Annotated in this window: 23 protein-coding genes and 1 pseudogene; 16 read left to right on the top strand and 8 right to left on the bottom strand. The window is 42.3% G+C overall.

Annotated elements, in window-relative coordinates; translation table 11 throughout:
- Nucleotides 1–265 precede the first annotated feature (265 nt).
- The 4 genes from AC3ZVC_RS23565 to lepB all read left to right on the top strand — a co-directional run bounded on the left by AC3ZVC_RS23565 (nt 266) and on the right by lepB (nt 4868).
- A complete protein-coding gene (locus AC3ZVC_RS23565) occupies nt 266–2164 on the top strand; it encodes a S9 family peptidase (protein ID WP_490065497.1) in 1899 nt (632 codons plus the stop codon).
- A gap of 402 nt (nt 2165–2566) precedes the next feature.
- Nucleotides 2567–3502, top strand: a complete 936-nt coding sequence (locus AC3ZVC_RS23560; protein ID WP_490065496.1) for an LCP family protein — start codon at nt 2567–2569, stop codon at nt 3500–3502.
- Nucleotides 3503–3661: 159 nt separating this feature from the next.
- Nucleotides 3662–4282: a TVP38/TMEM64 family protein gene (locus tag AC3ZVC_RS23555; RefSeq protein ID WP_490065494.1), complete on the top strand. Its 621-nt coding sequence runs from the start codon at nt 3662–3664 to the stop codon at nt 4280–4282.
- A gap of 31 nt (nt 4283–4313) precedes the next feature.
- The gene (lepB, locus tag AC3ZVC_RS23550; RefSeq protein WP_490065493.1) at nt 4314–4868 is read left to right on the top strand and encodes a signal peptidase I; all 555 of its coding nucleotides are present in this window, start codon (nt 4314–4316) and stop codon (nt 4866–4868) included.
- A 184-nt stretch (nt 4869–5052) separates the two neighbouring features.
- Here the strand turns inward: lepB and AC3ZVC_RS23545 are convergent, their stop codons facing one another.
- The gene (locus AC3ZVC_RS23545; RefSeq protein WP_490065492.1) at nt 5053–5382 is read right to left on the bottom strand and encodes a hypothetical protein; all 330 of its coding nucleotides are present in this window, start codon (nt 5380–5382) and stop codon (nt 5053–5055) included.
- 208 nt (nt 5383–5590) lie between these two features.
- Here AC3ZVC_RS23545 and AC3ZVC_RS23540 point away from each other — a divergent pair, with 208 nt between their 5' ends.
- From AC3ZVC_RS23540 to AC3ZVC_RS23520, 5 genes and pseudogenes are all read left to right on the top strand, one after another.
- Nucleotides 5591–5758 carry an alpha/beta fold hydrolase gene (locus AC3ZVC_RS23540; RefSeq protein WP_490065491.1) on the top strand — a complete coding sequence of 56 codons (168 nt, stop codon included), beginning with the start codon at nt 5591–5593 and terminating at the stop codon, nt 5756–5758.
- The gene (fabG, locus tag AC3ZVC_RS23535) at nt 5755–6495 is read left to right on the top strand and encodes a 3-oxoacyl-ACP reductase FabG (RefSeq protein ID WP_490065490.1); all 741 of its coding nucleotides are present in this window, start codon (nt 5755–5757) and stop codon (nt 6493–6495) included. The genes AC3ZVC_RS23540 and fabG overlap by 4 nt, the downstream gene beginning before the upstream one ends.
- Before the next feature lie 61 nt (nt 6496–6556).
- A pseudogene (locus tag AC3ZVC_RS23530) lies at nt 6557–7734 on the top strand (thiolase family protein).
- Nucleotides 7735–8094: 360 nt separating this feature from the next.
- Entirely contained in the window at nt 8095–8475 is a 381-nt protein-coding gene (locus AC3ZVC_RS23525) for a VOC family protein (protein ID WP_490065489.1), read from the top strand.
- A 310-nt stretch (nt 8476–8785) separates the two neighbouring features.
- Nucleotides 8786–9325 carry a GNAT family N-acetyltransferase gene (locus tag AC3ZVC_RS23520; protein ID WP_490065488.1) on the top strand — a complete coding sequence of 180 codons (540 nt, stop codon included), beginning with the start codon at nt 8786–8788 and terminating at the stop codon, nt 9323–9325.
- A 33-nt stretch (nt 9326–9358) separates the two neighbouring features.
- On the opposite strand, the gene AC3ZVC_RS23515 is transcribed toward AC3ZVC_RS23520, so the two are convergent.
- Nucleotides 9359–10513, bottom strand: a complete 1155-nt coding sequence (locus AC3ZVC_RS23515; RefSeq protein WP_490065487.1) for an MFS transporter — start codon at nt 10511–10513, stop codon at nt 9359–9361.
- Between the two features lie 291 nt (nt 10514–10804).
- Here AC3ZVC_RS23515 and addB point away from each other — a divergent pair, with 291 nt between their 5' ends.
- From addB to hlpB, 3 genes are all read left to right on the top strand, one after another.
- Entirely contained in the window at nt 10805–14311 is a 3507-nt protein-coding gene (gene addB, locus AC3ZVC_RS23510; RefSeq protein ID WP_490065486.1) for a helicase-exonuclease AddAB subunit AddB, read from the top strand.
- Nucleotides 14289–18056: a helicase-exonuclease AddAB subunit AddA gene (gene addA / locus AC3ZVC_RS23505; protein WP_490065485.1), complete on the top strand. Its 3768-nt coding sequence runs from the start codon at nt 14289–14291 to the stop codon at nt 18054–18056. The genes addB and addA overlap by 23 nt, the downstream gene beginning before the upstream one ends.
- A gap of 420 nt (nt 18057–18476) precedes the next feature.
- Nucleotides 18477–18788 (top strand): HNH nuclease-like protein HlpB, encoded by a 312-nt coding sequence (gene hlpB / locus AC3ZVC_RS23500; protein WP_490065484.1) that lies wholly within the window; start codon nt 18477–18479, stop codon nt 18786–18788.
- Between the two features lie 44 nt (nt 18789–18832).
- Here hlpB and AC3ZVC_RS23495 read toward each other — a convergent pair whose 3' ends face one another.
- From AC3ZVC_RS23495 to AC3ZVC_RS23470, 6 genes are read right to left on the bottom strand one after another with little or no spacing between them, the layout of a single operon-like run.
- Nucleotides 18833–19051 carry a spore germination protein gene (locus AC3ZVC_RS23495; RefSeq protein ID WP_490065483.1) on the bottom strand — a complete coding sequence of 73 codons (219 nt, stop codon included), beginning with the start codon at nt 19049–19051 and terminating at the stop codon, nt 18833–18835.
- A 37-nt stretch (nt 19052–19088) separates the two neighbouring features.
- Complete coding sequence (locus AC3ZVC_RS23490) at nt 19089–19481, bottom strand: spore germination protein GerPE (protein ID WP_490065482.1); 393 nt, start codon at nt 19479–19481, stop codon at nt 19089–19091.
- A 5-nt stretch (nt 19482–19486) separates the two neighbouring features.
- On the bottom strand, nt 19487–19663 hold the full coding sequence (locus tag AC3ZVC_RS23485) for a spore gernimation protein GerPD (protein ID WP_490065481.1): 177 nt from the start codon (nt 19661–19663) through the stop codon (nt 19487–19489).
- Nucleotides 19660–20277, bottom strand: coding sequence for a spore germination protein GerPC (gene gerPC / locus AC3ZVC_RS23480; RefSeq protein ID WP_490065480.1), 618 nt, complete (start codon nt 20275–20277; stop codon nt 19660–19662). Before gerPC ends, AC3ZVC_RS23485 begins: the two co-directional genes overlap by 4 nt.
- A gap of 31 nt (nt 20278–20308) precedes the next feature.
- Complete coding sequence (locus tag AC3ZVC_RS23475; RefSeq protein ID WP_490065479.1) at nt 20309–20545, bottom strand: spore germination protein GerPB; 237 nt, start codon at nt 20543–20545, stop codon at nt 20309–20311.
- Nucleotides 20546–20559: 14 nt separating this feature from the next.
- Nucleotides 20560–20781, bottom strand: coding sequence for a spore germination protein (locus AC3ZVC_RS23470; RefSeq protein ID WP_490065478.1), 222 nt, complete (start codon nt 20779–20781; stop codon nt 20560–20562).
- A gap of 235 nt (nt 20782–21016) precedes the next feature.
- Between AC3ZVC_RS23470 and AC3ZVC_RS23465 the strand changes: the two genes are divergently transcribed.
- The 4 genes from AC3ZVC_RS23465 to AC3ZVC_RS23450 all read left to right on the top strand — a co-directional run bounded on the left by AC3ZVC_RS23465 (nt 21017) and on the right by AC3ZVC_RS23450 (nt 25743).
- Nucleotides 21017–22609 carry a long-chain-fatty-acid--CoA ligase gene (locus AC3ZVC_RS23465; protein WP_490065477.1) on the top strand — a complete coding sequence of 531 codons (1593 nt, stop codon included), beginning with the start codon at nt 21017–21019 and terminating at the stop codon, nt 22607–22609.
- Between the two features lie 110 nt (nt 22610–22719).
- Complete coding sequence (locus AC3ZVC_RS23460) at nt 22720–23907, top strand: DUF418 domain-containing protein (RefSeq protein WP_490065476.1); 1188 nt, start codon at nt 22720–22722, stop codon at nt 23905–23907.
- A gap of 246 nt (nt 23908–24153) precedes the next feature.
- Nucleotides 24154–25062: a fumarylacetoacetate hydrolase family protein gene (locus tag AC3ZVC_RS23455; protein WP_490065475.1), complete on the top strand. Its 909-nt coding sequence runs from the start codon at nt 24154–24156 to the stop codon at nt 25060–25062.
- A 324-nt stretch (nt 25063–25386) separates the two neighbouring features.
- Complete coding sequence (locus tag AC3ZVC_RS23450; RefSeq protein ID WP_490065474.1) at nt 25387–25743, top strand: YisL family protein; 357 nt, start codon at nt 25387–25389, stop codon at nt 25741–25743.
- Nucleotides 25744–25755: the final 12 nt, after the last annotated feature.

The raw sequence follows: 25755 nt of genomic DNA, 5'->3' as shown, positions 1-25755 counted from the left end.
AATTTTACAAAGGAAAGCTTCTCCTTGCAAGAGCCTTTATTTGTCGAATCAGTTGAAAGCAGCTGCTATCCTCATCATTTCCATTTCGCAAAAAAAGTTTCACCTATTTGCAGAATGAGAAGGGATTTTATTTCCAATGTCGAAATAAGTAGAACAGCATAGTTAGGAAGGATGAAAGAAATGACACAAAAGAGAACAATACAACCCGAAGATTTATGAGTTAAAGTCGGTTGCCGACCCGCAGTTATCCTCAGATGGCTCCGATTTGGTATATGTTGAAACGAAAATGTTAGAAGATAAAAATACATATAGCTCGAATTTATTCTATATTAATACCGGTGAAAAGAATAAACCGGTCCAATGGACGTATGGTGAACATAAAAATCATTCACCTCGCTGGTCTCCAGATGGACAAACGCTTGCATTCGTATCCGATAGGAGCGGCAATCCGCAGATTTATATTATGAACATAACAGGCGGTGAAGCGCGCCAGGTGACCCAAAGCACAAATGGCGCTTCCAATCCAATTTGGTCACCGGACGGAAAGAAGCTTGCTTTTAATGTTTCTTTGAAGCCAGATGAAGAAGCGGGGAAAGCGGAAAAACAGGAAAAGCAAGATGAGAAGCCGGTTCCGCTTGAAATTAATAAAATGAAACACAAATCCGATGCTCAGGGATTTTGGAGTGGAAGATACAGCCAAGTGGCAGCTGTAGATATAGAGACTGGCATGATTGAACAGCTAACTTCAGGTGAGCATGACTATCAGGTGCAAAGCTGGTCCCCGGATGGAAAATCAGTGGCTGTAACGGCTGATTTAAGCGAAGAAAAAGATTTTTCTTTCGTAAGCGATGTTTATCTCGTCAATCCTGAAACAAAAGAAATGAAAAAGGTGACGAACGGCAAAGGTTATTTTGGTAATGCAACATGGTCACCAGATGGAAAATATCTGGGTATGTTCGGACACGAAAGAGAATATGAAAATGCCACACATACAAAGGTATGGATTTACGGTCTTGAAACTGAAAACATACAGTGCCTGACTGCGGATTCTGATATTTTGGCAGGGGATTATGCAATCGGAGATTTCCAGCAGGGTGTAGTGACACCGGGAATTCTTTGGGCAGAGGACAGCAGGAGTTTTTATTTCCTGGCCACGGACAATGGCAATACAGTTGTTTATTATGGCTCTTTGGAGGGCGAATTGTACCCGGCGCTGCTGGATCAGCAGCATGTGTATGGTTTGACTACCGGCGGAAACATCAACCAGGCAGTCGTAGCCATCAGCAAGCCTGCATATCCCGGCGATTTATTTTTGCTGAACGTTCCAACGGGAGAATTAGAACAGCTGACATATGTGAATGAAGAGTTTTTGGGCAAGGTGGAGCTTGCAGATGCAGAGCCGATTCAGTTTAAATCTTCAGATGATTGGGATCTGCATGGCTGGATCATGAAGCCACTCCATCTGCAGGACGGCGACAAAGCTCCGCTTGTAGTGGAAATCCACGGCGGACCTCATGCGATGTATGCCAATTCCTATTTCCACGAATTTCAATGCCTTACTGCAAAAGGCTATGCCGTATTATTTATTAACCCAAGAGGAAGCCATGGATACGGCCAGCAGTTTGTTGACGCTGTAAGGGGAGATTACGGCGGCAAAGATTATGAAGATATTATGGATGCAGTCGATTACGCGCTGGAAAACTATGTTTTTATTGATAAAGACCGGCTTGGCGTGACAGGCGGAAGCTATGGGGGCTTTATGACCAACTGGATTATTGGACATACAAACCGCTTCAAGGCAGCAGTCACTCAGCGCTCCATCTCCAACTGGATCAGCTTTTACGGGGTAAGTGATATCGGCTATTATTTTACGGACTGGCAAATTAAAAGTGATTTGAACGATATTGATAAGCTATGGAGACATTCTCCGCTTGCCTACGTGAATGAAATGGTTACACCATTGCTGATACTTCATAGTGAAAAAGATTACCGCTGTCCGATTGAACAGGCAGAGCAATTATTCATTGCTTTAAAGCATCGCAAAAAAACAGCTAAATTTGTCCGTTTCCCTGAATCGAACCATGAACTTTCAAGAAGCGGGAAGCCTAACCTAAGAATCAGCCGCCTCAACTATATTGCTGGCTGGTTCGATCAATACCTATAAAAGAATTGCCGCAGGCCTTCGGGATTGCGGTTTTTTAGTTTGATTTGTGAAATAATTGGAATAGGAAACATATAAAAATCAACGGAAAAATGGATATATCAGTGAATTTTTCAATTTATCAACGAAAAACCTGCATATATCAACGAAAAAGCCGATATATCAACGAAATTAAATTTTTTCTGCCAAACCGCCCCAAAGGTTTCAGATTATCAAAATAAATTGCAAAGAAAGTAATTCATCTGCAAATTATAAGGGTATACAGGATATACCAGTGCCGATATCGAAACTTTTTAACAAGAACATCAGTCAAATATATTTGAAGGTTTGTTTAGCATATCTTCAAAGCCCGGCCTGCCAAACCAGCGGGACTATCATTTTGTTTTATAGAAAGGACTTACTTTTATGAGATCTGAAAGACATGAATATAAAAAGCAGAAAAAGAAGAGGAAATGGAAATCGTTACTCTTAATTCTGTTTCTGTTGTTTGCCGGCACACTTGCTTATTCTTATTTCCAATTCAAGCAGGGGGTTTCCCAATCAAAAGGTGAGGCCAATATAGAGACAGAAGAATTTGAGTTTAATGGAGAAAAGGATCAGTACGGTGGAACGAATATATTGATACTAGGAAGTGACGCCAGGGGGGAAGAAAAATCAAGGGCAGATACAATTATGGTAGCCCAATATCATCCTGATAAGGGCACATATAAACTTCTTTCCTTTATGAGGGATATGTATGTAGACATCCCGGGCCACGGACAAAATAGGATAAATGCAGCACTAGCATATGGCGGGCCAGAGCTATTAAGGCAAACGCTGAAGGAAAACTTTGATTTAGATACTCAATATTATTCTATTGTGGATTTTGAGGGCTTTGTCCATTTAATTGATGAGGCTTTCCCAAGAGGAGTAGAAATTGACGTTGAAAAAAGAATGTCCGCCAATATTGGGGTTACTCTGGAACCCGGTCTGCAGCGCCTGGATGGAGAGCATCTTCTCGGTTATGTAAGATTCAGGCAGGATGCAGTGGGTGATTTTGGAAGAGTAGAGCGCCAGCAGAAAGTGATGAAGGAAGTTGCCAGCCAGTTCACCAGCTTCCAAACCATTACAAAGCTGCCGAAACTGATAGGGGTTGTAACACCTTTCGTAAATACTAATATGGATACAGGAGACATGCTTTATATTGGGAAAGACTTTATTTCTAAAGATAGCAGGAATGTGGAAACTCTCCGTGTTCCTGTTGATGGCACATTTGAAAATCAGAGGATCAATGGGGCTGCTGTACTTGCGATTAATCTGGAGGAAAACAAAGCAGCTATTCATGAATTTCTCTCAAAATAATAGAAAGAGCCGGGAGTTCGATTCACTCTTTTTTTGCTGATTAGGTGTACAATAAAAGGGTAAGTGGTAAAAATAGAAGAAATTGCCCTTTTTAAAAATGGGGATTTGCGTTCCGACTTATAAAAAGCTGCTCGCCGCATATGTACAAGGAGATACTAAATGGATTTTGAACTGTTCAAAGATTGGTTTACATTGGAAAATATAATGGATCTAATTCAGGAATATCGCTCTTTTGGCCCCCTCCCAGGCATCCTGCTGCCTTTGCTTGAAGCGTTTCTGCCGTTTCTGCCGCTGTTTTTATTTGTTATGGCAAACGCAAGCGCATTCGGCCTCTGGCTTGGTTTCTTGTATTCCTGGATAGGTGCTGTAGCGGGAGCCCTAATTGTTTTCTTGCTGATCCGCAAATACGGACAGAAAAGAATACTGCGGGTTTTGAAAAAGCATCAAAAGGTGCAAAAGCTGATGAGCTGGGTGGAAAAGCATGGGTTCGGCCCATTGTTCATTTTACTTTGCTTTCCGTTTACTCCATCTGCTGTTGTAAATATCGTGGCAGGCCTTTCAAACATCAGCATTGCTCAATATATGCTGGCTGTCCTGACAGGCAAAATGGTTATGATTTTTACAATTAGCTTTGTTGGCTATGACATAAGGTCTTTAGTGACACAGCCAATTCGGTCAGCCATTGTTGCGCTGGTTATTTTTATTCTTTGGTATGTCGGCAAAATCATTGAAATAAAAATGAATATGAGCGTAGAAAAAGATCGCACTGATAAAGAATAGCGATTCTAGAAAGCATTGGGGGAGATGCAGTGTGAAGGAAGAATTGAAAAAAGAAGGGGCAGAATGGATAAAGGCTTTTGCTATCGGCATTATTATCTTTGCTTTTATAAGGACTTTTTTCTTCTCCAATTATGTGGTGGAAGGTGAATCCATGATGCCAACACTTCAGGATGGGAATAAGCTAATTGTTAATAAAATCGGCTATCAGGCCAGTGATTTGGATCGTTTTGACGTCATTGTATTTCATCATAATGATAAAGAGGACTTTGTAAAAAGAGTTATTGGGCTCCCAGGAGATAAAATAGAATACCGCAATGATAAACTGTATATCAATGGCAAAAAAGTGGATGAGCCATATTTGGAAAAATACCGGAAAGATGCAATTGGCGGCAGGCTAACAGGCGATTTCACTCTTCGAGAAATGACAGGCACGGAAACAGTTCCGGAGGGTCAGCTGTTTGTGATGGGGGATAACCGCCTTGGAAGCTGGGACAGCCGCCACTTTGGGTTTATCTCAGCGGAGCAGGTTGTTGGAAAAGTGAATCTGCGTTACTGGCCGCTTGATGAAATGGACGCTTCTTTTTAAATTAGCTATTAAATTTCATTGTGATTTTGAACTATGATGATTTGGGAGCGGAAATCCACAGGCAAGATGAACAGAGCCTAAATTTATGTAAAAGCTGCTGCAAAAGGACTCGATAAAATTCGAGTCCTTTTTTATAATGCTTAGATTCTGAAAATAACTAGTACGGTCCTAAGAACAACAATTTTTAGATAACATGCAAATTAGGATTCTCCCTATATTCAGGCTCACAATTAACACAAACATTTTCATCATAATCAGTCATATTGACATCTTCCCGGTTATATTGAATTCCGCACAGGGAGCAGGCAACCATTTCGTCTTCCTCTATTTCTTCTGGTGAGACCGGTATAGGATCATTAATTTTAATCGGTTCAACTGTAATTCCGCGCGTATTGGCCATTTCTGTATTTAAATATTCCCTGGCGGATTCTTCGCTTTCCCAAAAGCCCAGATCCCATAACAATTCCTGGGCATCTCCGTTTTGAGCCATTAAGCCATAAACAACTTTCATCATGATTGCTCCTTTCAATTTGCCGTCATTTGTTTTATATTTCTTAGCCTTTTTTAGCGGCTATTAAACCGATTTAAAAAATTACCATTATCCGTTGGTGGTGTAACTCATTTGTAACAGCCTTTTTTTATGATGGGTTTAAAGCTAAATGGCTTCGTTTTGGGACCGTGATTGGAGCGTAATGGGCAGGGCGTGGTGTTAGTTCAGGGATTTGGTCATTCCTAAACAAATGGCTGAAGAAATTATCGAAGACATAGGAGAAAATGCAAGCTTTGTCGAATTAAAAGATTGCGGACATTCGCCGCCGATCGATGATATAGATCAGCTGTTTGGTGTGATGTCAGAATTTTTGAATTATAACGGGGGGTGCAACAGATGAGGCTTAAAGGGAAAACAGCCATTATAACCGGAGCCGCCAACGGTATTGGCTTTGCAGCTGCAGAAAGGTTTGCCAGTGAAGGAGCTTCGGTAGCTATGGCGGATTATAATGCTGACCTTGGACAACCAAGAGCACAGGTGCTAAAAGATAAAGGATTCAACGTAGAATTTTTTCAGGTAAATGTGGCAGACAGGCAAAGCATTGACGAAATGGTTGAAGCCGTAAAAGAGACATTTGGAAGAATTGATATTTTAGTAAATAATGCAGGAATTACAAGAGATGGGATGCTATCGAAACTATCTGCTGAAGATTTTCAGGCAGTTTTGGATGTCAACCTTTCTGGTGTATTTCACTGCACTCAAGCAGTCCTTCCGGCAATGGTGGAGCAGGGAGGCGGAAAAATTATCAATACTTCATCTGTTTCCGGAGTCTATGGAAATATCGGACAAACAAACTACGCAGCAGCAAAAGCTGGGGTAGTCGGCATGACTAAGACATGGGCAAAGGAATTGGGGAGAAAAGGAATCAACGTGAATGCAGTTGCTCCTGGATTTATTGCAACCGGTATGACAGCAAAGGTTCCAGAAAAGGTTATAGGGCAAATGAAAGGAATGGTCCCGCTTGGCAGGCTTGGAAATCCTGAAGACATTGCCAGCGCATATTTGTTCCTTGCTTCCGATGAATCAGATTATGTTAATGGAACGGTCCTTCATGTAGATGGCGGAATAATGATGTAACGAACGGTTTCGAGCGGATGCTCGGAACTGTGGCTGAGGAAAATAAACGAGGTGAAAAAGGATGAGAAGTGTAGTAATAACATCAGCTGTCAGGACACCGGTCGGAACATTTGGCGGAGCCTTTAAGGATCTCTTCCGACTGATATAATTGTTCCGGCTTTAAAAAAAGCAGCGGAGAGAAGCGGACTGCAAAGCAATGAGGTGGATGAGGTCATTTTAGGCCATTGCATCCAGCGCACGGATGAGCCAAATACGGCAAGAACAGCTGCTTTGCTTGCAGGCTTTGATGATACGACAACCGGGTTCACTGTACAAAGACAATGTGCTTCAGGTATGCAGGCGATTATTTCTGCTGCGCTGCAAATTCAGTCGGGCATGTCAGATATCGTCATTGCAGGCGGAGTTGAAGCAATGAGCTCCAGCCCTTATACATTAAAGCAGCATCGCTGGGGAGCCCGCATGCAGCATGGGCAAGTAACAGATACAGTGTGGGAGATTTTGGAGGATCCGATCCATCATATTATGATGGGGGAGACTGCTGAAAACCTGGCAGAAATCCATGGCATCACAAGAGAAGAACAGGATGAAATTGCTTTGCTGAGCCATCAAAGAGCTTTGAATGCAATTGAAAACGGTTACTTTGACTCGCAAATCGTTCCAATTACAGTGAAAAACCGGAAAGGGGAAGTAATTGTTACAAAGGATGAAAACCCCCGCAGTGATTTAACTGCCAATAAACTAAGCGGTTTGAAGCCTGTATTCAGAAAGGGTGGATCCGTTACGGCAGGGAATTCATCCAGCCTAAATGATGGCGGAGCGGCGCTTGTTCTAATGCCTGAAGAGCTGGCGCTGGAAAAAGGCTTAAAGCCGCTAGCGAAAATCGTTGGCTTCTCAGTAGCAGGAGTAGATCCAAAAGTCATGGGAAGAGGGCCGGTTCCGGCTGTTAAAAAAGGACTTGCAAACCTAGAATGGTCACTTGAGGATGCAGACTTGATTGAAGTTAATGAAGCTTTTGCAGCACAATACCTCGCAGTTGAAAAGGAACTTGGCTTGAATCGCGACAAAGTCAATGTAAACGGCAGCGGAATCAGCCTGGGTCATCCAATCGGCTGCACTGGTGCCCGCCTTGTCGTTAGCCTTGTCCACGAATTGAAAAGAAGAGGCGGACAAAAAGGGATTGCATCCTTGTGTGTCGGCGGCGGCATGGGTGCTGCAGTTTTTGTGGAAACATACGAATAAAGGGTTCCTTAGGGGACTCTTTTCTTTTTGAGCGGACGCTCAAATTTAGTGGCAGGAATTCTCAGAAGGCGGTTCCAATCCGCCTCTGAACTGGAGAAAATCGGAGAGAAGGGGGACGAAAGAGAACCAATCGTGCCCCTGAGCTGGAGAAATCGGAGAGAAGGGGACCGAAAGAGTTCCAATTGTGGTCGGCATTCTTCATCATATACAGGGGAAAAAGCAGCTGAGTCATGCTTGCAGATAGGCAAACCAGCATTTCTTGGGAAAATAAAACGGGATATCCGCGAAATTCGATATTTGGTTCGCAAGAGCCTTTAGCCGGTGAAAAAAGATACAAAATTTAAAAATAGGAGTGGAATCATGAAAAGCCCTGTAAAAAATCAGGTTGGCGCCATTTTTATCCATGTAAAAGATATGAACAGAGCAATCGATTTCTATTCGCAATTGCTCGGGCATCCGAAAAAAGATACAGCTCATGAAGGCACGATTTATGATTTGCCGGTAACAGGCGGTTCTGGCATTATTCTCGATGCCAATAAAGGAGTCGTTGCCAAGCAGGATGCAAAGCCGCTTTTCTTTTTCGATACGAATGATATTTACCAATCTTATGACTACGTCAAATCTATAAATGCAGAAATTTTTAGCGGGATTGAGGAGCATGGGGATATTTCCTTTTTTAATTTCCGGGATAGTGAAGGCAATCTGCTGATGATTTGCGAGGATAAAAGAAAAATCCAATGATAACCGGACCGAAAAATCCCGCCATACTTCCAGTCTGGCGGGGTTTTTCTGCGTCTATAATTTTGTTGTACCTCCCTTTTTCACATTGGTTCATCTTGTATGAAGTAGAGATTGTTGTGGGGCGGGAATTTGGCTGACTGGAGATAGAGCGGGGCTGAAACCAGATACCTTAGGGTCGTGTGTCCAAGGAAGGTTACGGCTTAACTGAAGCCTTGTCTAATAAATTAAAAATACTTGGAAACACCAATTAATCCAGTAAAAGAAGGATTCAATCACTTAATACAGAAATTATTGTTCCGGGGGTGATGGAATGCTCAGCGGAAATATATTATCCGGAAAAGATATAGCATTGGGAGCTTTTAATGAGGGAGATATTAAAAAGATCATCCAGTGGTATACAGATGAAAAAATAATGCGCAACCTGGATGCGCTGCCGGTAAAACCTAAGCAGGAAACAGAAATTAAAAATTGGATGGACGAATCTTCACAAGATACTTTCAGGTTTGCTATTCGGTTAAAAAATACAAATGAACTTATCGGCTATGCAGAGTTAAACGGTATTCTATGGCCGCACCGAACCGCCTGGATCACCATTGCTATTGCAGCTGAATCTAAATGGGGGAAAGGTTATGGAAAAGAAGCCATGCAATGCCTTATTCGTTATGCTTTCATGGAATTGAATCTCCATAGGCTGCAGCTTACTGTATTTTCATATAATAATAGAGCCGTGTCCCTGTATGAAGGCCTTGGGTTCCAAAGGGAAGGCAGATTCAGAGATTTTCTTGAACGTGATGGAAGCAGGCATGATATGTTTTTATACGGGCTGCTTCGGCCGGAATGGAAAGAATAAAAGTAGCGCGGTCAAGTCCCGCGCTTTTCTTATTTATTCTGACTGTGGCCTAAGATTAATTTCTTTTGATAGAAAATAACTAAGTACCATATTCAAAAGGAAAAAGGCTAGCAGCAGCTGCAGCACATACTCATATTGAAGGACCATCACAACAGGCGAAGCAAGGCTGGCTCCAGTTAAAAGGATAAATGAATAGAGCGAAAGTGCTTTTGCCCGATCCGAGCCTGCAATCATGCCAATGAGTGTAATGACTGTTGGAACAAGCAGGGAGATGGAGGCTACAAATAGTATGGAAAAGGCCATTAAAGCGGGTGTACTGCTAAATACAGCCATATTAATAATGCTGCAAATGCCCAGTAACAAACCCAGCTTCATGGTTGCGTAAATGCCAATTCGGTCGATTAACTTGCCTGTGAAAAGAGACAGGACTGCCCCGATTAATCCAACCGCTCTTAATATAAATAAATCTTCTCTGGTACCCTGGAAAAACCTGCCTATCGCTTCGTATAAAGCTACAAAAGAAAACAGTAAAGTAAATGTAATGGCGTAACATTTTAACAGGCTGCTGTTTTTTATAAGATTTTTCATAGTCTGAATAACGGAAACTCTTGATTTGGCTGGCGGTTGAGTCCCAGGCAATATTTTGTACGACATAAGAAAGAGCACAAAATAACAAATGGCAAAGAAATAAAAAGCATAGCTCCACTGAAAATAAAAAGTGATTGTTGAGCTGATGAGTTGTCCCAGTATACCGGCAATGAGAAATCCTGTATTGATAAATACGAGCAGCAGGGTACGTTTCTTTGGCGGAAAAAGGTCAAAGGAATAAGCAAAAGCAACAGGTGCGAAGCTGCCAAGTGTCAGCCCCTGAATCAACCTGAATATATAAAGCGCCTCAACATTTGTTGAAAGCCCCACAGCAAAAGTGGACAATGATGAGGCGAGCAAACCGATAGTGATTATTTTTCGCCTGCCGAAAGTATCAGAAGCAGGGCCAAAGTACAGCAATCCGGCTGCATAAAAAAAGGCAAAAAGACTGCCTCCTCCGACAATATAATTTTCATTCACGTTAAATGTATCAGCTATATCCCCGTAAATAGGAATAAGCGTATAAATATTGCTGGCAACAAAAATGCCTGTTACTGTCAAAATAATGGAGGTTGCCAGCAGAATTGGTTTTGAGACCATTGATATCACCTGCCACCATAACCTATGCAGGATAGCCTGTATATGAAAGTTGTTCATTTCCACATTTTTGAAAGACCCCATATGAAAAATTGAACAGCTAATATGATAAAATAATTTTAGAGAATATAGATATAAACATAATGACTGCTAGGCAGGAAGCTTTAGGCAGTTGGCCTGGAAGCCTCTGCGTAATCTATTAATTAAGAATCTGAATTTCGATAACTGTATAGCTTCAGCGCCTGACTACTCGAGGTGTCGGGCGCTTCTGCTTTTCTTTTAAGGAGGAAAAACATGACCGTACGTTTATTGATAGGCCGTTCAGGAAGCGGCAAAACGGAGTACTGCCTGAATGAAATCCGCGATGAACTGCGGTTCAGCCCGGATGGCGATCCGATTATCTATTTAGTTCCGGAACAGATGACGTTTCTATCAGAATATAAATTAATTACAACACCAGGTTTAAATGGAATGGTTCGAAGCCAGGTGTATTCTTTTACGCGCCTTGCCTGGAGGATTCTTCAGGAAACTGGAGGCATGAGCAGATACCATCTTAATAGCGTTGGCATCAGTATGCTGATCCGCAAAATCATAGAAGATAAAAAGGATGAGCTGAAGCTTTTCCAGCGGGCCGCTGATAAGAATGGATTTATCCAGCAAATCGAACAGATGATGACAGAATTTAAACGTTATTGTGTCAATCCTGATGAGCTGGCAGAGCGGCAGAATCAGCTTTCAGCTGGCGGGGAATCGAACAAAGCGCTGCAGGATAAGCTTCATGATCTTGAATTAATCTATAAAAATTTTGAAGAATCCCTTTCCGGTAAATATACAGATTCTGAAGATTATTTCCGTTTGCTTTCGGAAAAAGCCTCGCGATCACAGTATCTAAAAAATGCAGAAGTTTATATAGATGGCTTTTATAGCTTTACACCGCAGGAATATATGATCGTTGAGCAGCTGATGAAGCTGTGCAAAAAGGTAACCATTACACTCACACTTGATCGTCCATTTAAGCAAAGCGCTCCTGATGAGCTTCATTTATTCAGGATGTCGGGTGAAAACTATCAAACGATTTTTGAAATGGCTTCGCGGAATGGGCTGGATGTCGAAGAGATCAAGCTTACTGAGCAAAAAAGATGGAATACGCCTTCCCTGAGGCATCTTGAAGCCAATTTTGACAGCAGGCCGGCTGCTGCTTTTTTAGGAGATTCCGACATTCATATTGGACAGGCTGTAAATAGAAGAGCCGAAATTGAAGGAATCGCAAGAAAAATAAACCAGCTTATTCGCATTGAAGGATACAGGTACAGAGATATTGCGGTTTTGGCTAGAAACGGACAGGATTATCATGACATGATTGAAACCGTGTTTCATGACTATGATATTCCTTATTTCATCGACCAAAAAAGGACGATGCTGAATCACCCTCTAGTGGAATTAATTCGCTCGACCTTGGAGATCATCAATGGGAACTGGCGTTATGAACCGATCTTTAGAGCGGTTAAGACTGAGCTGATCTTTCCGTCAAAGTTAAATCCATCCCGTCTGCGCGAGCAGATGGATAGGCTTGAAAATTATGTCCTTGCCTATGGCATCCAAGGGGATAAGTGGACGAGGAAGAGAAGGTGGATTTACAGGAGGATTAGGGGACTGGAGTTTGAAGCAGTTGCCCAGACAGATGCAGAAAAGAAAATCGAAGATGAATTAAACGATCTGCGGGAAATGATTACCGGCCCGATTTTAAGGCTAACCCGCCGCCTTAAAAAAGCTGATAATGGCCGTAAATATTGTGAAGCCATGTTCTTATATCTTGAGGAACTTGAAGTCCCATTAAAGCTGGAACAGTGGAAAACGGCTGAAGAGGAAAAAGGGAACCTTGTTAAGTCAAGGGAACATGGACAGGCTTGGAATGCCATAATGGAGCTTCTGGATCAATATGTAGAAATGCTGGGTGAAGAAGATGTCACTCTCAAGCGATTTGCTTCAATTCTTGATGCTGGAATGGAGTCACTGCGCTTTACACTTGTTCCGCCTGCTATCGATCAGGTAATGGCAGCGGACTTGGAAAGATCCCGATTAACTGACATTAAAGCGGCTTTTGTCATTGGGCTCAACGAAGGAGTACTCCCTGTCAAATTCACGGAGGATGGTGTGCTGGCGGATGAAGACAGGGAAAAGCTGCATGCAAATGGCATGAAACTTGCTCCAGGAAGCCGAACTCGCCTTCTGGATGAGGAATTTTTAGCTTATAAAGCCTTTGTCACACCGTCAGAAAGATTATTTATCAGCTACCCGCTGGCAAATGAAGAAGGCAAAGCGCTCATGCCGTCTCCTTTTATTAAAAGAATGGAAGATTTATTCCCTGAATCCAGTCAGCATGCCTTTATGGCCGATCCTGCAGATTTGCCGGAAGCTGAACAGCTTGAATATGCGGATAACCTTAATACGGCACTTTCTTATCTGACATCACAGCTGCAGCTGAAGAAGCGAAACTATCCGATTTATGATTTGTGGTGGGATGTTTATAATATCTATTTAAAAAATGAGCAATGGAGAAGGCCGGCATTAAAGGTTCTTTCCAGCCTGAATTATGAAAATCGCACACAGCAGCTAGGTGAGAACATAAGCAAAGAGCTGTATGGCGACCATATCCAGGCAAGTGTATCCAGAATGGAGTTATTCCACAGCTGCCCGTTTTCCCACTTTGCCCAGCACGGCCTAAGGCTGAGGGAAAGGCAGGTATACCGTCTGGAGGCTCCGGATATTGGAGATTTATTCCATGCTGCATTAAAATATATTGCTGAAACGGTTATGACTCAAAAGCTATCATGGACGGATATGACCAGAGAACAGTGTGAAATTCTCGCAAAAGAAGCAGTCGAAATGCTTGCCCCTAAATTGCAAAATGAGATTCTCTTAAGCTCAAACAGGCATCACTATATTAAGAGAAAACTTGAACAAATCATCAGCAGAGCATCATTCGTAATCAGTGAGCATGCCAAATCAAGCGGATTCTCTCCAGTAGGGCTTGAACTCGGATTTGGCCCGAAAGGAGAATTGCCTTCGCTCGTTTTCCCGCTTAAAAATGGGTCGAAAATGGAGCTTGTCGGCAGAATTGACAGGGTAGATAAAGCCCAGGATGCAAATGGAACGTTTTTACGGGTTATTGACTATAAGTCGAGCTCCAAAGACTTGAATGTCAGCGAAGTCTACTATGGCATCGCCCTGCAAATGCTTACCTACCTGGATATTATTATTGCCCATTCCAATGCCTTGATCGGTACGGAAGCAGATCCAGCGGGAGTTCTGTATTTCCATGTCCATAACCCAATTGTAAGCACATCAAAAATGCTGACATTGGAGGATATAGAACAAGAACTCTATAAAAAGTTCAAGATGAATGGACTGATGCTGGGGGATGAAAATGTCATCCGGTTAATGGACCAGACGCTGGAAACAGGAGATTCATCGATTATTTCCGCCGGCTTCAAGAAGGACGGGACCATTTCAAAGCGGTCCAAGGTCGCCAATAAGCAGGAGTTTGACTATTTACGGCGTTATGTGAGGAAGATGTATACAAGTACCGGCAACCGCATAACAGAAGGAACTGTCGATATTGCCCCTTATAAAATGAAGGAAAAAACGCCTTGCACTTTTTGTGCTTATAAATCAGTTTGTCAGTTTGATGAATCGCTTGAAACAAATGATTTCAGGCTGTTTGTCCCCAAGCCAAAAGAAGACGTTATAGAAACGATCAAGAAGGAGGTGGAGGAAGATGAAAATGACCATTCCGCCTAAGCCGGAAGACGCAACTTGGACAGATGATCAATGGAAAGCGATTATGGCAAAAGGCCAGGATATCCTGGTTGCAGCAGCAGCAGGATCCGGAAAAACAGCTGTTCTTGTTGAAAGGATCATCAATAAAATTATCGCAGCAAAAGATCCTATCAATGTCGATGAATTGCTGGTTGTAACCTTTACGAATGCATCCGCAGCCGAGATGAGGCACCGGATCGGCGAGGCTCTTGAAAAAGCCATCAATGCGGATCCAACGTCCGTCCACCTCAGAAAACAGGTGAGTTTATTAAATAAAGCTTCCATCTCCACCTTGCACTCATTTTGTTTGGAGATGATCCGGAAATATTATTATATGACTGATATTGACCCGGGCTTTCGGATCGCTGATGAAACGGAAGCCCAGCTGTTAAGGGATGAAGTTCTCGAGGATCTTTTCGAAGAGGAGTACGGCAAGGAGGGAAATGAGGCTTTCTTCGCTCTTGTAGATACTTTTACGAATGACAGAAGTGATACAGCCCTACAGGATATTATCCGGGACTTATACGATTTCGCCCGTTCTAATCCTTCTCCAAATCAATATCTCGACTCAATTGTTGAGATGTATAATGTGGATGGAACTGCAAGTCTTGAACAGCTGCCGTTTGTCCGTTCCCTCTTGAACGATGTTGATCTGCAGCTGAAGGGAGCCAAGCAGCTGCTTGAGTATTGCCTTGAACTGACCAGGCTGCCGGGCGGACCGGCTCCGAGGGCTGAAAACTTTATCGCAGATTTGCATGTTGTTAATACTCTTATTGGAGCTAAAGAAGATTCATGGTCGACTCTTTATGAAGCCATGCAATCATGGTCCTTCGGGAGAGCAAAGACGTGTAAAGGCGATGACTATGATCCGGTTTTAGTAGAAAAAGCTAAAAAGCTGAGGGATCAAGCAAAGAAGATTATATCTGATCTTCAGGAAGAGTTATTTGGACGCCGACCGGAAAGTTTTATTAGGGATATGGCGGAAATGAAACCCCATATTGAAACACTGGTTTCTTTAGTAAAGGATTTTTCCATCCGATTTGGCCAGGTGAAAACGGAAAAGGGCCTTGTTGATTTTGCTGACCTAGAGCATTATTGCCTAGAAATTCTTTCTTTACAAGGTGAAAATAGCCGTCTGTTGCCATCAGAGGCTGCTCTTGCATGCAGAAACCAGTTTAAAGAAGTTCTGGTCGATGAGTATCAAGATACCAACATGGTGCAGGAAGCCATCTTGCAATTAGTAACGGCTGATTCAGAAGAAAACGGAAACCTATTTATGGTAGGAGATGTGAAGCAGTCCATCTATCGTTTCCGCCTGGCAGAACCCAATTTATTTTTGGGCAAGTATACCTGTTTTGACCAAAACGGAGCAGGAACAGGGCTCAGGATCGATTTGGCACGCAATTTCAGAAGCCGTAAGGAAGTGCTTCATGGCACCAACTATATTTTTAAACAAATAATGGGTGTTGCTGTTGGTGAAATTGATTATGATGAAGCTGCTGAACTGGTAAAGGGAGCTCCTTATTCAGAGGATCAGGGGCATCCAGTAGAACTGGCTATTATCGATTTGGAAGGAAACGAGCAGGATGAAACGCAGCCCGAAGATCTGCAAGATGATTTCGACAGCGCCGAGCTGGCACAATCACAGCTAGAAGCAAGGTATATGGCTGCTAAAATTAAAGAAATTATTGGGGGGCGGAAAGAAGTTTACAATCCGAAAACCCAATCCGGGCGTCCTGCCATGTACCGGGATATCGTGATCTTGCTTCGATCCATGACATGGGCACCGCAAATTATGGAAGAATTCAAGCAGCAGGGAATTCCTGTCTATGCCAATCTTTCAAGCGGTTATTTTGAAGCCACGGAAGTCGCGATTATGATGTCCCTTCTTAAAGTCATCGATAATCCTTATCAGGACATTCCGCTTGCTTCTGTTCTAAGATCTCCAATTTTAGGGTTAACAGAGGAAGAACTAGCTCAAATCCGGATCCATAACAAAAGAGGCTCTTTTTACGAAGCAATGACTTCCTTCTGCCGGATTGAACCAAACCTTGAAACAGGTGAATTGTATGAAAAAGTCCGCCCGTTCTTTGAGCAGCTTAAGGAATGGCGTGTTATGGCACGCCAGGGTTCACTTTCCGAACTAATCTGGCATCTCTACAGAGAGACCCGTTTCTATGATTTCGTTGGCGGCATGCCGGGCGGAAAACAGCGGCAGGCGAATCTTCGCGCTTTATATGACAGGGCCAGACAGTATGAGGCAACTTCCTTCAGGGGATTGTACCGCTTCCTGAGATTCATTGAGCGGATGCGGGATAGAGGCGATGACCTTGGTGCTGCCCGTGCTTTAGGTGAACAGGAAGACGTTGTGCGCCTAATGACCATCCACAGCAGCAAAGGACTGGAATTTCCATTCGTTTTCATAGCCGGACTTGCCCGAAATTTTAATACGATGGATTTGAAAAAGCCATACATGCTGGACAAGGAATTTGGGTTTGCTGCTAAGTATGTGAATGCTGAAAAAAGAATTTCTTATCCATCACTTCCGCAAATAGCTTTTAAACGGAAAAAGAAGATGGAAATGCTTGCGGAGGAAATGCGCGTTTTATATGTTGCCTTAACCCGGGCTAAAGAAAAGCTATACCTGGTTTCCTCTGTAAAAAGTGCTGAAAAGAAACTGAGCCAGTGGCTGCAGGCCGCTGAACATAAAGATTGGCTTTTAAATGAGTTCGACCGTGCCTCTGCAAACAGCTATTTGGACTGGATCGGTCCATCCCTTGTCAGACATAAGAATTGTGAAACATTGCGAGGGGAAGCGGCAGCAGTGAGCCCTCTGGTCTCATCAGATATTCTTGAACATCCTTCATGCTGGGACATTACGATTATGAAAAGCGGGGACGCAGCCATCTTGTCTTCAGAAAAAGAAGAAAGTGAAGAAGATTTACTTCAATTGGTTTATGAAGGCAAGCAGGTTCCTGCAGAATCGGATTATAAGGAAAAAATACAGGAACAACTCTCATGGAAATATACCTACAAGCAGGCTGCCCAGCATCGCTCGAAACAATCCGTTTCAGAAGTAAAGCGGCAGCGGGAAATATTCTCAGATGAAGATAGCGGCACTGAATTAATCCGTAAAATAAATAAGCCGATGTTAAGCCGGCCTCGTTTTATGCAGGAAAAAGCACTTTCGCCAGCAGAACGGGGAACGGCCATGCATGCAGTGATGCAGCATATCGATTTCAGCCGGCCGGCAACAGAAGAATCTGTCTCTGCCAAGATGGATGAGATGGTTTGTAACGAGTTGTTGACGGCAGATCAGCGGGAAAGCATCGATTCGCAGCTGATTGTGCAGTTTTTTGAAAGTGAACTTGGACAAAGAATGGTTCAGGCAGCATCAACCAGAAGAGAGATCCCATTCAGTTTATCGTTCCCTGCCCGCGAAATTTATCCAAACTGGCAAGGAGAAGACGAGCCAGTTTTAATCCAGGGAATTGTGGACTGTGTATTTGAAGATGAACAGGGCTTAGTGCTCCTTGACTATAAAACAGACGGTATCACCGGAAGATTTAAAGGCGGCTTTGCCGAAGCAAAACCAGTTCTTGAAAATAGATATAAAGTGCAAATGGACATGTACACAAGAGCGCTTGAACAAATTTTAAAAAGGGAAGTCAATGAAAGATACTTATTTTTCTTTGACGGTGCCCATTCTATTAAGTTAGAGAAATAGGAAAAACCGGCAGACTATGATCCTGCCGGTTTTTTTGTATAAGGCTGTTTTCGCAAAGTTTGTTGCTTACAAACTAGTTTTAATTACTGAGTTGATTGGAGGGGAAGGCACTTGATCCTCGAAAATGCATTCGCATTTTCTTACGACGAGGTGCTTATTCGAGGAAGCTTATTCAATGTCCTGCGGGAAGAGAGGGAGCGGGAGACCCCGCAGGCTTGAAGCGCCGAGGAGCTCTGTTCCTCCCCGCGGGTTCGCTGCGTGACTGGAGCGGAAATCAGCGGGCAAGCTTTATAGTCCAAAAACAACAATCTATACGAAAAGAGCCTTGAATAAAGGTGAGGTCACCCCGCACGCACTCATCAGGCATCTCTTTATCCCACAAAAAGTAGGGTATTCTAAAATAAAAAAGGAGGCTTTCCGATGGGGAAGAAGAGGAAGGAAATCGGAACATGTGAATTGTGTTTACGGGAGGATGTGGAGATAACTGTACATCATTTAACGCCTAAAGAAATGGGCGGAACGTTCCTGCCTACCGCAAATTTATGTATCCCCTGCCACAAGCAGATTCATGCTTTATATACAAATGTTGAGCTCGCAGCAAGGCTGTACAAAATCGAGTTAATGCTGCAGGACGATAAAATCGGAAAGTATCTGAAGTGGATCAAAAAACAGCCGTCTTCTAAGTTAACGAAAGCCAGAAAGTCGAATGAAAGAAAGTTAAAAGGACGATAGCACGCCGGCTATCGTCCAAATCCTGTTCCATGAAATCAAATATATTAGTTATTCCCGACGGTTGGCTGGTCAATTAGGCTGGTATCCAGCACATTGCTGGCATTAAGGCCATTATTAGTAATGATAAATCCGCCGGTGTTCAACGCTCCCTGTCCAGAGGTTGATTTGGAATTGCTTTTTGGGGAAATAAACAGTGAGTCACCAAACTGTACAACTCCTCCTCCGACATTTATGATTTGTACCGGTCCAATTATAGCTGGCATGAAAAACATCCTTTTTAAATTTTATATAATGTGTGTCTTATGCCCCTCCAGAATGATTGTTGCTTTTTGGATAAAGCTGGCGGATGTGTTTGACACGAGTCTCCATAGAGATATGTTTACTGCTGCCAATATGGATAATGGAAGATGAAGAAACACCGATGACATCGATGTTTTTCACTTTTATAACTGGGTTTAGCTGTGTTGTCTGGATTGATATTTCTTCTTCAATTGGCAGGAGGGGAATAGGTTCGCTGAATATCGGATAAACAGAATAATTCCCTTCCCGGGCGTTAAAAAACTCTGCTTCCCGCTGTACGGCAATAGCCCTGGAGAAACCCTGGATATAGGAGGAATCTCCAATCTCAAAGATAGAAGAAAATGCAATGGTATCAATGTTAATTTTATCGACTGCTGATGTTCGCTGAAGCATATTCCTTACTCCGGTGTCAGCGGAACAAAAGGTCCCACGATAAGTGATTCTGCAGGTGTATCAAAAGTAGCGGCAAGCTGGATCGTCTCTGTATCTCCTACCATAAGAACTGATGAGCTGGATACACCCAGCACCCTAATGGTTCCTACACATACATCTCTGTTATATACTTGGAAATTCATTCTTTTTTCATTCCTTTCATATTCTCAGGCAAATGGGAGATAAAAGCATTGACCCCGTTTTGAATTTCCTTTTTAAGGCTTTCAATGACTTCAGCATTTTCATTAGGAATTTCCTGTTGTCCTCTGCTTGAATCTTGCTGCTGTTTGATATAAAAATCAATTCTGTTCGGCAGCTGCTTTTTGATGTCCTCTTTGATAAACGCAATATAAGAATCGTCTACAGATACATTTAACTTTTGCTGCACATTTGAGACTACTTCCGGCAGCTCACTTTCTAAATATTGATAGATGGCATCTTCAATTTCCATTGTTCTTTTCATGTGGTTTTTTGGCGAAACAGGTGCTTTGATGTTTTTGTTATCAACGGCAAAATCTTCAATGTTTTGCAGCTCGGAAGGATTAAGTCCAATGTTTAAGGTTCCTTCAAGAGACTCCACCTTTAGCTGGTCAAATTTATATTCAATTCGGTCCACCTGCATAGGGGGGCGGCTTTTAAGAGCCTCAGTTTCTCTCTGAAGCTTTTTGACCGTTGCTTCCAGGCTGCGGATTCTTCTTTCCTGAGCCTCTACGAAAGCGTGCAACTGCTGAAGATAGGTAGAAAATTGCTGGTTCATGCGCACCACCTCGCTTTTAATTTATCAATCCCTATGGTTGGGTTGTGCCCCCCAAGGGAACCGCAGGCGTAGTTAATAAAGAGTCTGATTGAACCGATGGAAAGGAAACCTCTGCTTCCGGAGCCGGTTCTGTAAACCCTCCTGTATTATACAAATAGGAAGCTGGCTTGATTATGCCTGCACTTCCAATCTGCATAACGGAAGAGTTTGTGATTCCGCCAATTTTTATAAAATTGATATGAATCGATTGCTGTATATAAAAATTCATGCTATCACCCATTTTTAAGCATTAAAATAGTTGCCTTGGTCAACGCCATCTGAATCAAATGTATTCGTTGAGCTCCGATTATTATAAACATTCAGCCCGTCACCTGTGTTAAAAGAACCAGCGCCAGAAAATGTTTTGGCATTCGATACAGGCATGATTTTATATACATCCCCAATATTAAAAACTGCGCTGCTCCCGATGGATATAACCTGTGCGACTCCCACAATAGCTGGCATATATAACACCCTTTTAAATTATTTCTTGTATATCGTATGTGCCTAAAAGCTGATTGTGATTAATTAGCCCAAATATCCGAAGCACCATCTTAAATAGGAGCCATCCTGAGCAAGATTTTAATTGATAGCATAAAATGTTATATAACAGACAAAAATCCTGTGAAACTGTCTCATTTTATGTGATAATATAAAAATAAATACAGAATTAACAAAATATTCAGTGAGGTGTTTTGAGATGAATGTTCCTTTGATTTTGACTCAGTTTTTAGATCGCGCTGTTTCTCTTTATGGTTCCAAAGAAGCGATATTTGCAGATGACAGAGCTTTTACATACGAAGAATTGAACATCAGGGTCAACAGGCTTTCTCATGGTTTGAAAGCGCTTGAAGTTCAAAAAGGGGATAGGATAGCTTATCTTGCACCCAATTCAGTTGAAATGCTTGAAGGATTTTACGGAGTTTTTCAGCTGGGGGCGATTATGGTTCCTTTAAATATTCGTCTAAAGCCAGATGATTATCTGTTTATATTAAACCATAGTGAATCTAAAATCCTGTTTGTCGACCAGGAGCTTTATCACCTTATTCTTCCAGTAAAAGATCAGCTGAAGACAGTCGAAAAAATAATCGTTCATTATAAGGATGAAGCGACAGATGAAACGGATTATAATTTATGGCTGGAAAGCCAAAGCAATGAGCCATATGACAGGGAAATCCTTGATGAAAACGATGTATGCAGCCTTTTATATACGAGCGGGACAACGGGCAATCCGAAGGGCGTAATGCTCACACACCGCAATAATTACTTGCATGCTTTGACAACTATGCATCATCTGCGAGTCCAGGATCAGGACGTACTGCTTCATGTATTGCCGATGTTCCATGTAAATGGATGGGGCTCTCCGTTTTATTATACGGCAAATGGCGCTTCCCAGGTATGCATGAGAAAAGCCACTCCTGAGAAGATTTTTGCAGCCTTGCAAAAGCATAAGGTATCTGTAATGCATATGGCACCAACTGTACTGAATTCTCTCATGCAATATTATGAACAGCACGTTCCCAATGTGGACCAGGATGTTAGGGTGGTGATTGCCGGTTCGGCACCCCCGCCAGCTTTCGTGACAAGAGTAGAGAAAGAGCTTGGCTGGGAGTTTATTCAGGTCTACGGTATGACCGAATCATCTCCATTAAGCACCGTATCGACTGTCCGTTCCCATCTGAAAGAATTGCCGCTTAATCAGCAATATCGGATGAAAGCAAAGGCAGGCCATCAGATGATAGGCTGTGAAGTAAAGGTATTAAATGAGCAAGGAGAAGAGGTTGCTCAAGATGGCAAAGAAATTGGTGAGGTTGTAGTCCGAAGCAATGGAGTAATGAAGGGCTACTGGAAAAATGAAGAGGCTACAATGGGAGCTATACGTAATGGCTGGCTTCATACAGGAGATATGGCTAATGTCGATGAATATGGCAATATTGACATTGTTGACCGCAAAAAGGATATCATCATCAGCGGAGGGGAAAATATCTCTTCTATTGAAATTGAAGGCGCCCTGTACGAGCTTCCAGCCATCCTTGAAGCTGCTGTAATTGCTGTACCTCATGAAAAATGGGGGGAAACTCCGCATGCTTTTGTTGTGTTGCGAAGCGGCAAAACATTGACAGAGCGAGATGTCATTGGATTTACCAGGGAAAAACTTGCCCATTTTAAAGCCGTAACCGGGGTTACATTTGTGGAGGAGCTGCCGAAAACCGCTTCAGGAAAAATTCAAAAAATACATCTCCGCAACGAATATTGGGAATCCCGAGGAAAAACAGGGCGGTTTGTTAATTAACCGATAGGGGCCTGCAGCCAATGCTGCGGTCTCTTTTTTTACTGGACAATTACAATGGAGCTCTCTATCATTAAGATTATATTTCGGTTTCCAAAAAAAGGAGGCGCTTTATGCACAAGCCAGTTAGCCCAGTCCTGGAGAAGGACCGGATCGTTTCATTGGATATTATAAGAGGCTTTGCTATCCTGGGAATTTTTTTAGTGAATATGCTGTCATTCCACTCCCCATTTTTATATCTTGATCCATTTGAATGGTGGAGCAGCCCTGCTGATAAAAGTACATATGTTTTTATTGATATCTTCGTACAGGCAAGTTTTTATCCATTATTCTCTATGTTATTCGGGTATGGTTTAGTCATATTAAGAGAAAGGGCAATTGCCAAAGGACTGCCTTTCGGAGGGATCGCAGCAAGAAGGATGTCATTGCTGCTGCTAATAGGCATTTTTCATGCTTTTCTTATTTGGCATGGAGATATCCTCATTAACTATGCAATATTTGGCTTTATCTTCTTGCTTTTTATAAAATTGAGCGGAAAGAATATGCTCTTGACCGGAATTCTGCTCTACATTATCCCTAACCTATTATTCGCTCTTTTATTTTTCATGACTGTTATGTTTGTCCCTGCCGAAGAGCTTTCTATCTATGACCCTGCAGCAGCGGAAGCATCTTTGCAAGTTTACCAAAATGGGAGTATCGCAGAAATTGCGGCTCAGAGGATTGAGGACTGGTTATTAGTTAATAACCTGGCTTCATTGCCAATCATGTTTGCTTCCATTTTCCCGCTATTTTTAATAGGGGGAGGTGCGGCCAAGTTAAAGTGGCTTGAAGAACCCGAGAAGGTTCACGGATTTTTAAGGAAGCTGATGATTGGAACCCTGGCTGGTGGCGTGTTCTTTAAATTGCTCCCATATTTGACTGAAGGCAACCTGGCGGTGGATTTTCTGCAGGACATCTTTGGCGGGCCGCTGTTAGCGATTGGGTATGGTGTAGCAATTGCCTCGGCCATTAAAAACGGCACAGTACTAAAAGTGGTATTGCCGCTGTCTTATGTCGGCAAATTATCACTCTCAAACTATCTTTTGCAATCCATTATTTCCACGTTGATTTTTTATAGCTATGGATTGGGCTTTTATGGTAATATTTCCGCTATAAGCGGGACTATACTAGTCATTTTTATCTTCGCCATTCAAGTAATGGCCAGCCGCTATTGGGTTTCCCGTTATTACTATGGTCCGGCTGAATGGCTTTGGAGGAGCTTTACTTACTTAAAACTGCCAAAATGGAGGCGCGGGGCATGATGAGAAGAATTCTAATCATCGGGGCTGGGGGAGCTGGCAAATCGACTTTAGCTGGAAGCTAGCGAAACTAGAAAACAAACACGTATTGCATTTTCAAACTCCTGCAGAAACGAACGAATTTCTTAAAGACTTATAGATTGGGAGGTTACCTAAAGGGGTCCCTTTTGAATAATAAACGCAAATAGTCTCGTAAATCTGAAAATTTATATTATACTTATAATGTGATAAATAAAATGAGGTGATGAGATGAAGTTTGTTACAGCAAAAGATAGCAGCGGCAGTTTTGTCGGGCTTATTGATGAGTCAAGCACAAAGGTACTGCCTCTTGGCGCTGCTATAGAAAAAATGGAGGGGAAGAGTGATTTACCCGCCTCTTTAAAAGAATGCATTGGATTAGGGGAAGCATTCATTGAAAAAGTTCATAAATTAACTGATTGGGTAAGCAGCAGCTCTGAAAGGGAGGAATTATATCTGCCGCTTGATTCTGTTACATTGCAGGCGCCGATTCCACGCCCGGATAAAAATATCTTTTGTGTAGGGAAAAACTATGCGGAGCATGCCATTGAAATGGGAAGCAAAGAGGATATTCCCGAGCATATTATGGTATTTACAAAAGCGCCTACAACTGTCATTGGCCCGGATGAAGCGGTACTTAACCATAAAGATGTAACCTCCCAGCTTGATTATGAGGGTGAGCTAGCTGTTATTATCGGGAAAACAGGACGTGCCATTCCAAAAGAAGAAGCATTGGATTACATATTTGGCTACACAATCATTAATGATGTAACTGGAAGAGATCTGCAATCCCGTCATAAGCAGTTTTTTATCGGAAAAAGCTTGGATACAACCTGTCCAATGGGACCATGGGTTGTCCATTCATCCGCAGTGGAAAATCCTAACAAGCTGGATATTCAAACAACGGTAAACGGGGAAGTGAGACAAAGTTCGAATACGGAAAACTTTATATTCCCAATCGAAGAAATTATCACTGTATTATCTAAAGGGATGACCCTCGAGCCGGGTGATATTATTGCTACCGGCACGCCTGCCGGAGTCGGCAAAGGATTTAAGCCGCCTCGTTTTCTGCAGGCGGGAGATACAGTGGAAATTACAGTTGAACAAATAGGTTCTTTAACAAATTCAATAGAAAAATAATGTCTTGGCCTATGCAAATAGCTGCATAGGCTTTTTTTAATGTGAAAGTTCGTTTAAGCAAGGGAAAGTGAGCTTTTTCAACGAATGCTGATCATATATCAACGAAAATGTCAATTTATCAATCAAAATTGGCAGGATATCAACGAATCGCTTTTTCCGTCCGTACACCCACCGAACATTAGAAATGTCTATGACTAATCTCACTATCCGCCATAAAAATTTCACAAAATATGTTTGTATTGTGCTCTTCCCGCACCATTATTTTAGGATTTTCGATTTCAATATGATATGATTGTATCGAATTTTACAATAGGAGGCACTGGAATGATACATGCCCACATTACGACATGGTTTTTAGCACTAGTCCTATTTATCGTTGCCCTTGTCATGCATAAAAGCGGCAAACACAAAGGTTTAAAAGTAGTTCACATGATTTTAAGGCTGTTTTATTTGCTGATCATTGGGACAGGCGTATGGATTCTAAGCACCCTTAACAACATTGATATGCTATATGTTTTAAAGTCATTGGTTGGTTTATGGGTTATCGCTATGTTTGAAATGATCATTATTCGTACTGTAAAAGGAAAGAAAACGTCTATTTTATGGATCCAGTTCATTATTGCGCTAATTCTGGTTCTTTATTTAGGTTTTGTTCAATTGCCTTTAACATTTATGACGTAAATACGAATAATT

The sequence above is a fragment of the Cytobacillus sp. C11.1 genome (assembly GCF_058145115.1).
The sequence above is the reverse complement of the archived record's forward strand: the minus strand, read 5'-3'. Positions and strand labels throughout refer to the sequence as shown.

Coding starts and splice junctions, on each gene's coding strand:
- addA (WP_490065485.1), top strand. CDS start 14,289: ATGAAAATGACCATTCCGCCTAAGCCGGAAGACGCAACTTGGACAGAT.
- AC3ZVC_RS23515 (WP_490065487.1), bottom strand. CDS start 10,513: ATGGTCTCAAAACCAATTCTGCTGGCAACCTCCATTATTTTGACAGTA.
- hlpB (WP_490065484.1), top strand. CDS start 18,477: ATGGGGAAGAAGAGGAAGGAAATCGGAACATGTGAATTGTGTTTACGG.
- AC3ZVC_RS23450 (WP_490065474.1), top strand. CDS start 25,387: ATGATACATGCCCACATTACGACATGGTTTTTAGCACTAGTCCTATTT.
- AC3ZVC_RS23465 (WP_490065477.1), top strand. CDS start 21,017: ATGAATGTTCCTTTGATTTTGACTCAGTTTTTAGATCGCGCTGTTTCT.
- AC3ZVC_RS23490 (WP_490065482.1), bottom strand. CDS start 19,481: ATGCTTCAGCGAACATCAGCAGTCGATAAAATTAACATTGATACCATT.
- addB (WP_490065486.1), top strand. CDS start 10,805: ATGACCGTACGTTTATTGATAGGCCGTTCAGGAAGCGGCAAAACGGAG.
- AC3ZVC_RS23525 (WP_490065489.1), top strand. CDS start 8,095: ATGAAAAGCCCTGTAAAAAATCAGGTTGGCGCCATTTTTATCCATGTA.
- AC3ZVC_RS23495 (WP_490065483.1), bottom strand. CDS start 19,051: ATGCCAGCTATAATTGGACCGGTACAAATCATAAATGTCGGAGGAGGA.
- AC3ZVC_RS23520 (WP_490065488.1), top strand. CDS start 8,786: ATGCTCAGCGGAAATATATTATCCGGAAAAGATATAGCATTGGGAGCT.
- AC3ZVC_RS23485 (WP_490065481.1), bottom strand. CDS start 19,663: ATGAATTTCCAAGTATATAACAGAGATGTATGTGTAGGAACCATTAGG.
- AC3ZVC_RS23475 (WP_490065479.1), bottom strand. CDS start 20,545: ATGAATTTTTATATACAGCAATCGATTCATATCAATTTTATAAAAATT.
- AC3ZVC_RS23545 (WP_490065492.1), bottom strand. CDS start 5,382: ATGATGAAAGTTGTTTATGGCTTAATGGCTCAAAACGGAGATGCCCAG.
- fabG (WP_490065490.1), top strand. CDS start 5,755: ATGAGGCTTAAAGGGAAAACAGCCATTATAACCGGAGCCGCCAACGGT.
- AC3ZVC_RS23455 (WP_490065475.1), top strand. CDS start 24,154: ATGAAGTTTGTTACAGCAAAAGATAGCAGCGGCAGTTTTGTCGGGCTT.
- AC3ZVC_RS23460 (WP_490065476.1), top strand. CDS start 22,720: ATGCACAAGCCAGTTAGCCCAGTCCTGGAGAAGGACCGGATCGTTTCA.
- gerPC (WP_490065480.1), bottom strand. CDS start 20,277: ATGAACCAGCAATTTTCTACCTATCTTCAGCAGTTGCACGCTTTCGTA.
- AC3ZVC_RS23470 (WP_490065478.1), bottom strand. CDS start 20,781: ATGCCAGCTATTGTGGGAGTCGCACAGGTTATATCCATCGGGAGCAGC.
- AC3ZVC_RS23555 (WP_490065494.1), top strand. CDS start 3,662: ATGGATTTTGAACTGTTCAAAGATTGGTTTACATTGGAAAATATAATG.
- AC3ZVC_RS23560 (WP_490065496.1), top strand. CDS start 2,567: ATGAGATCTGAAAGACATGAATATAAAAAGCAGAAAAAGAAGAGGAAA.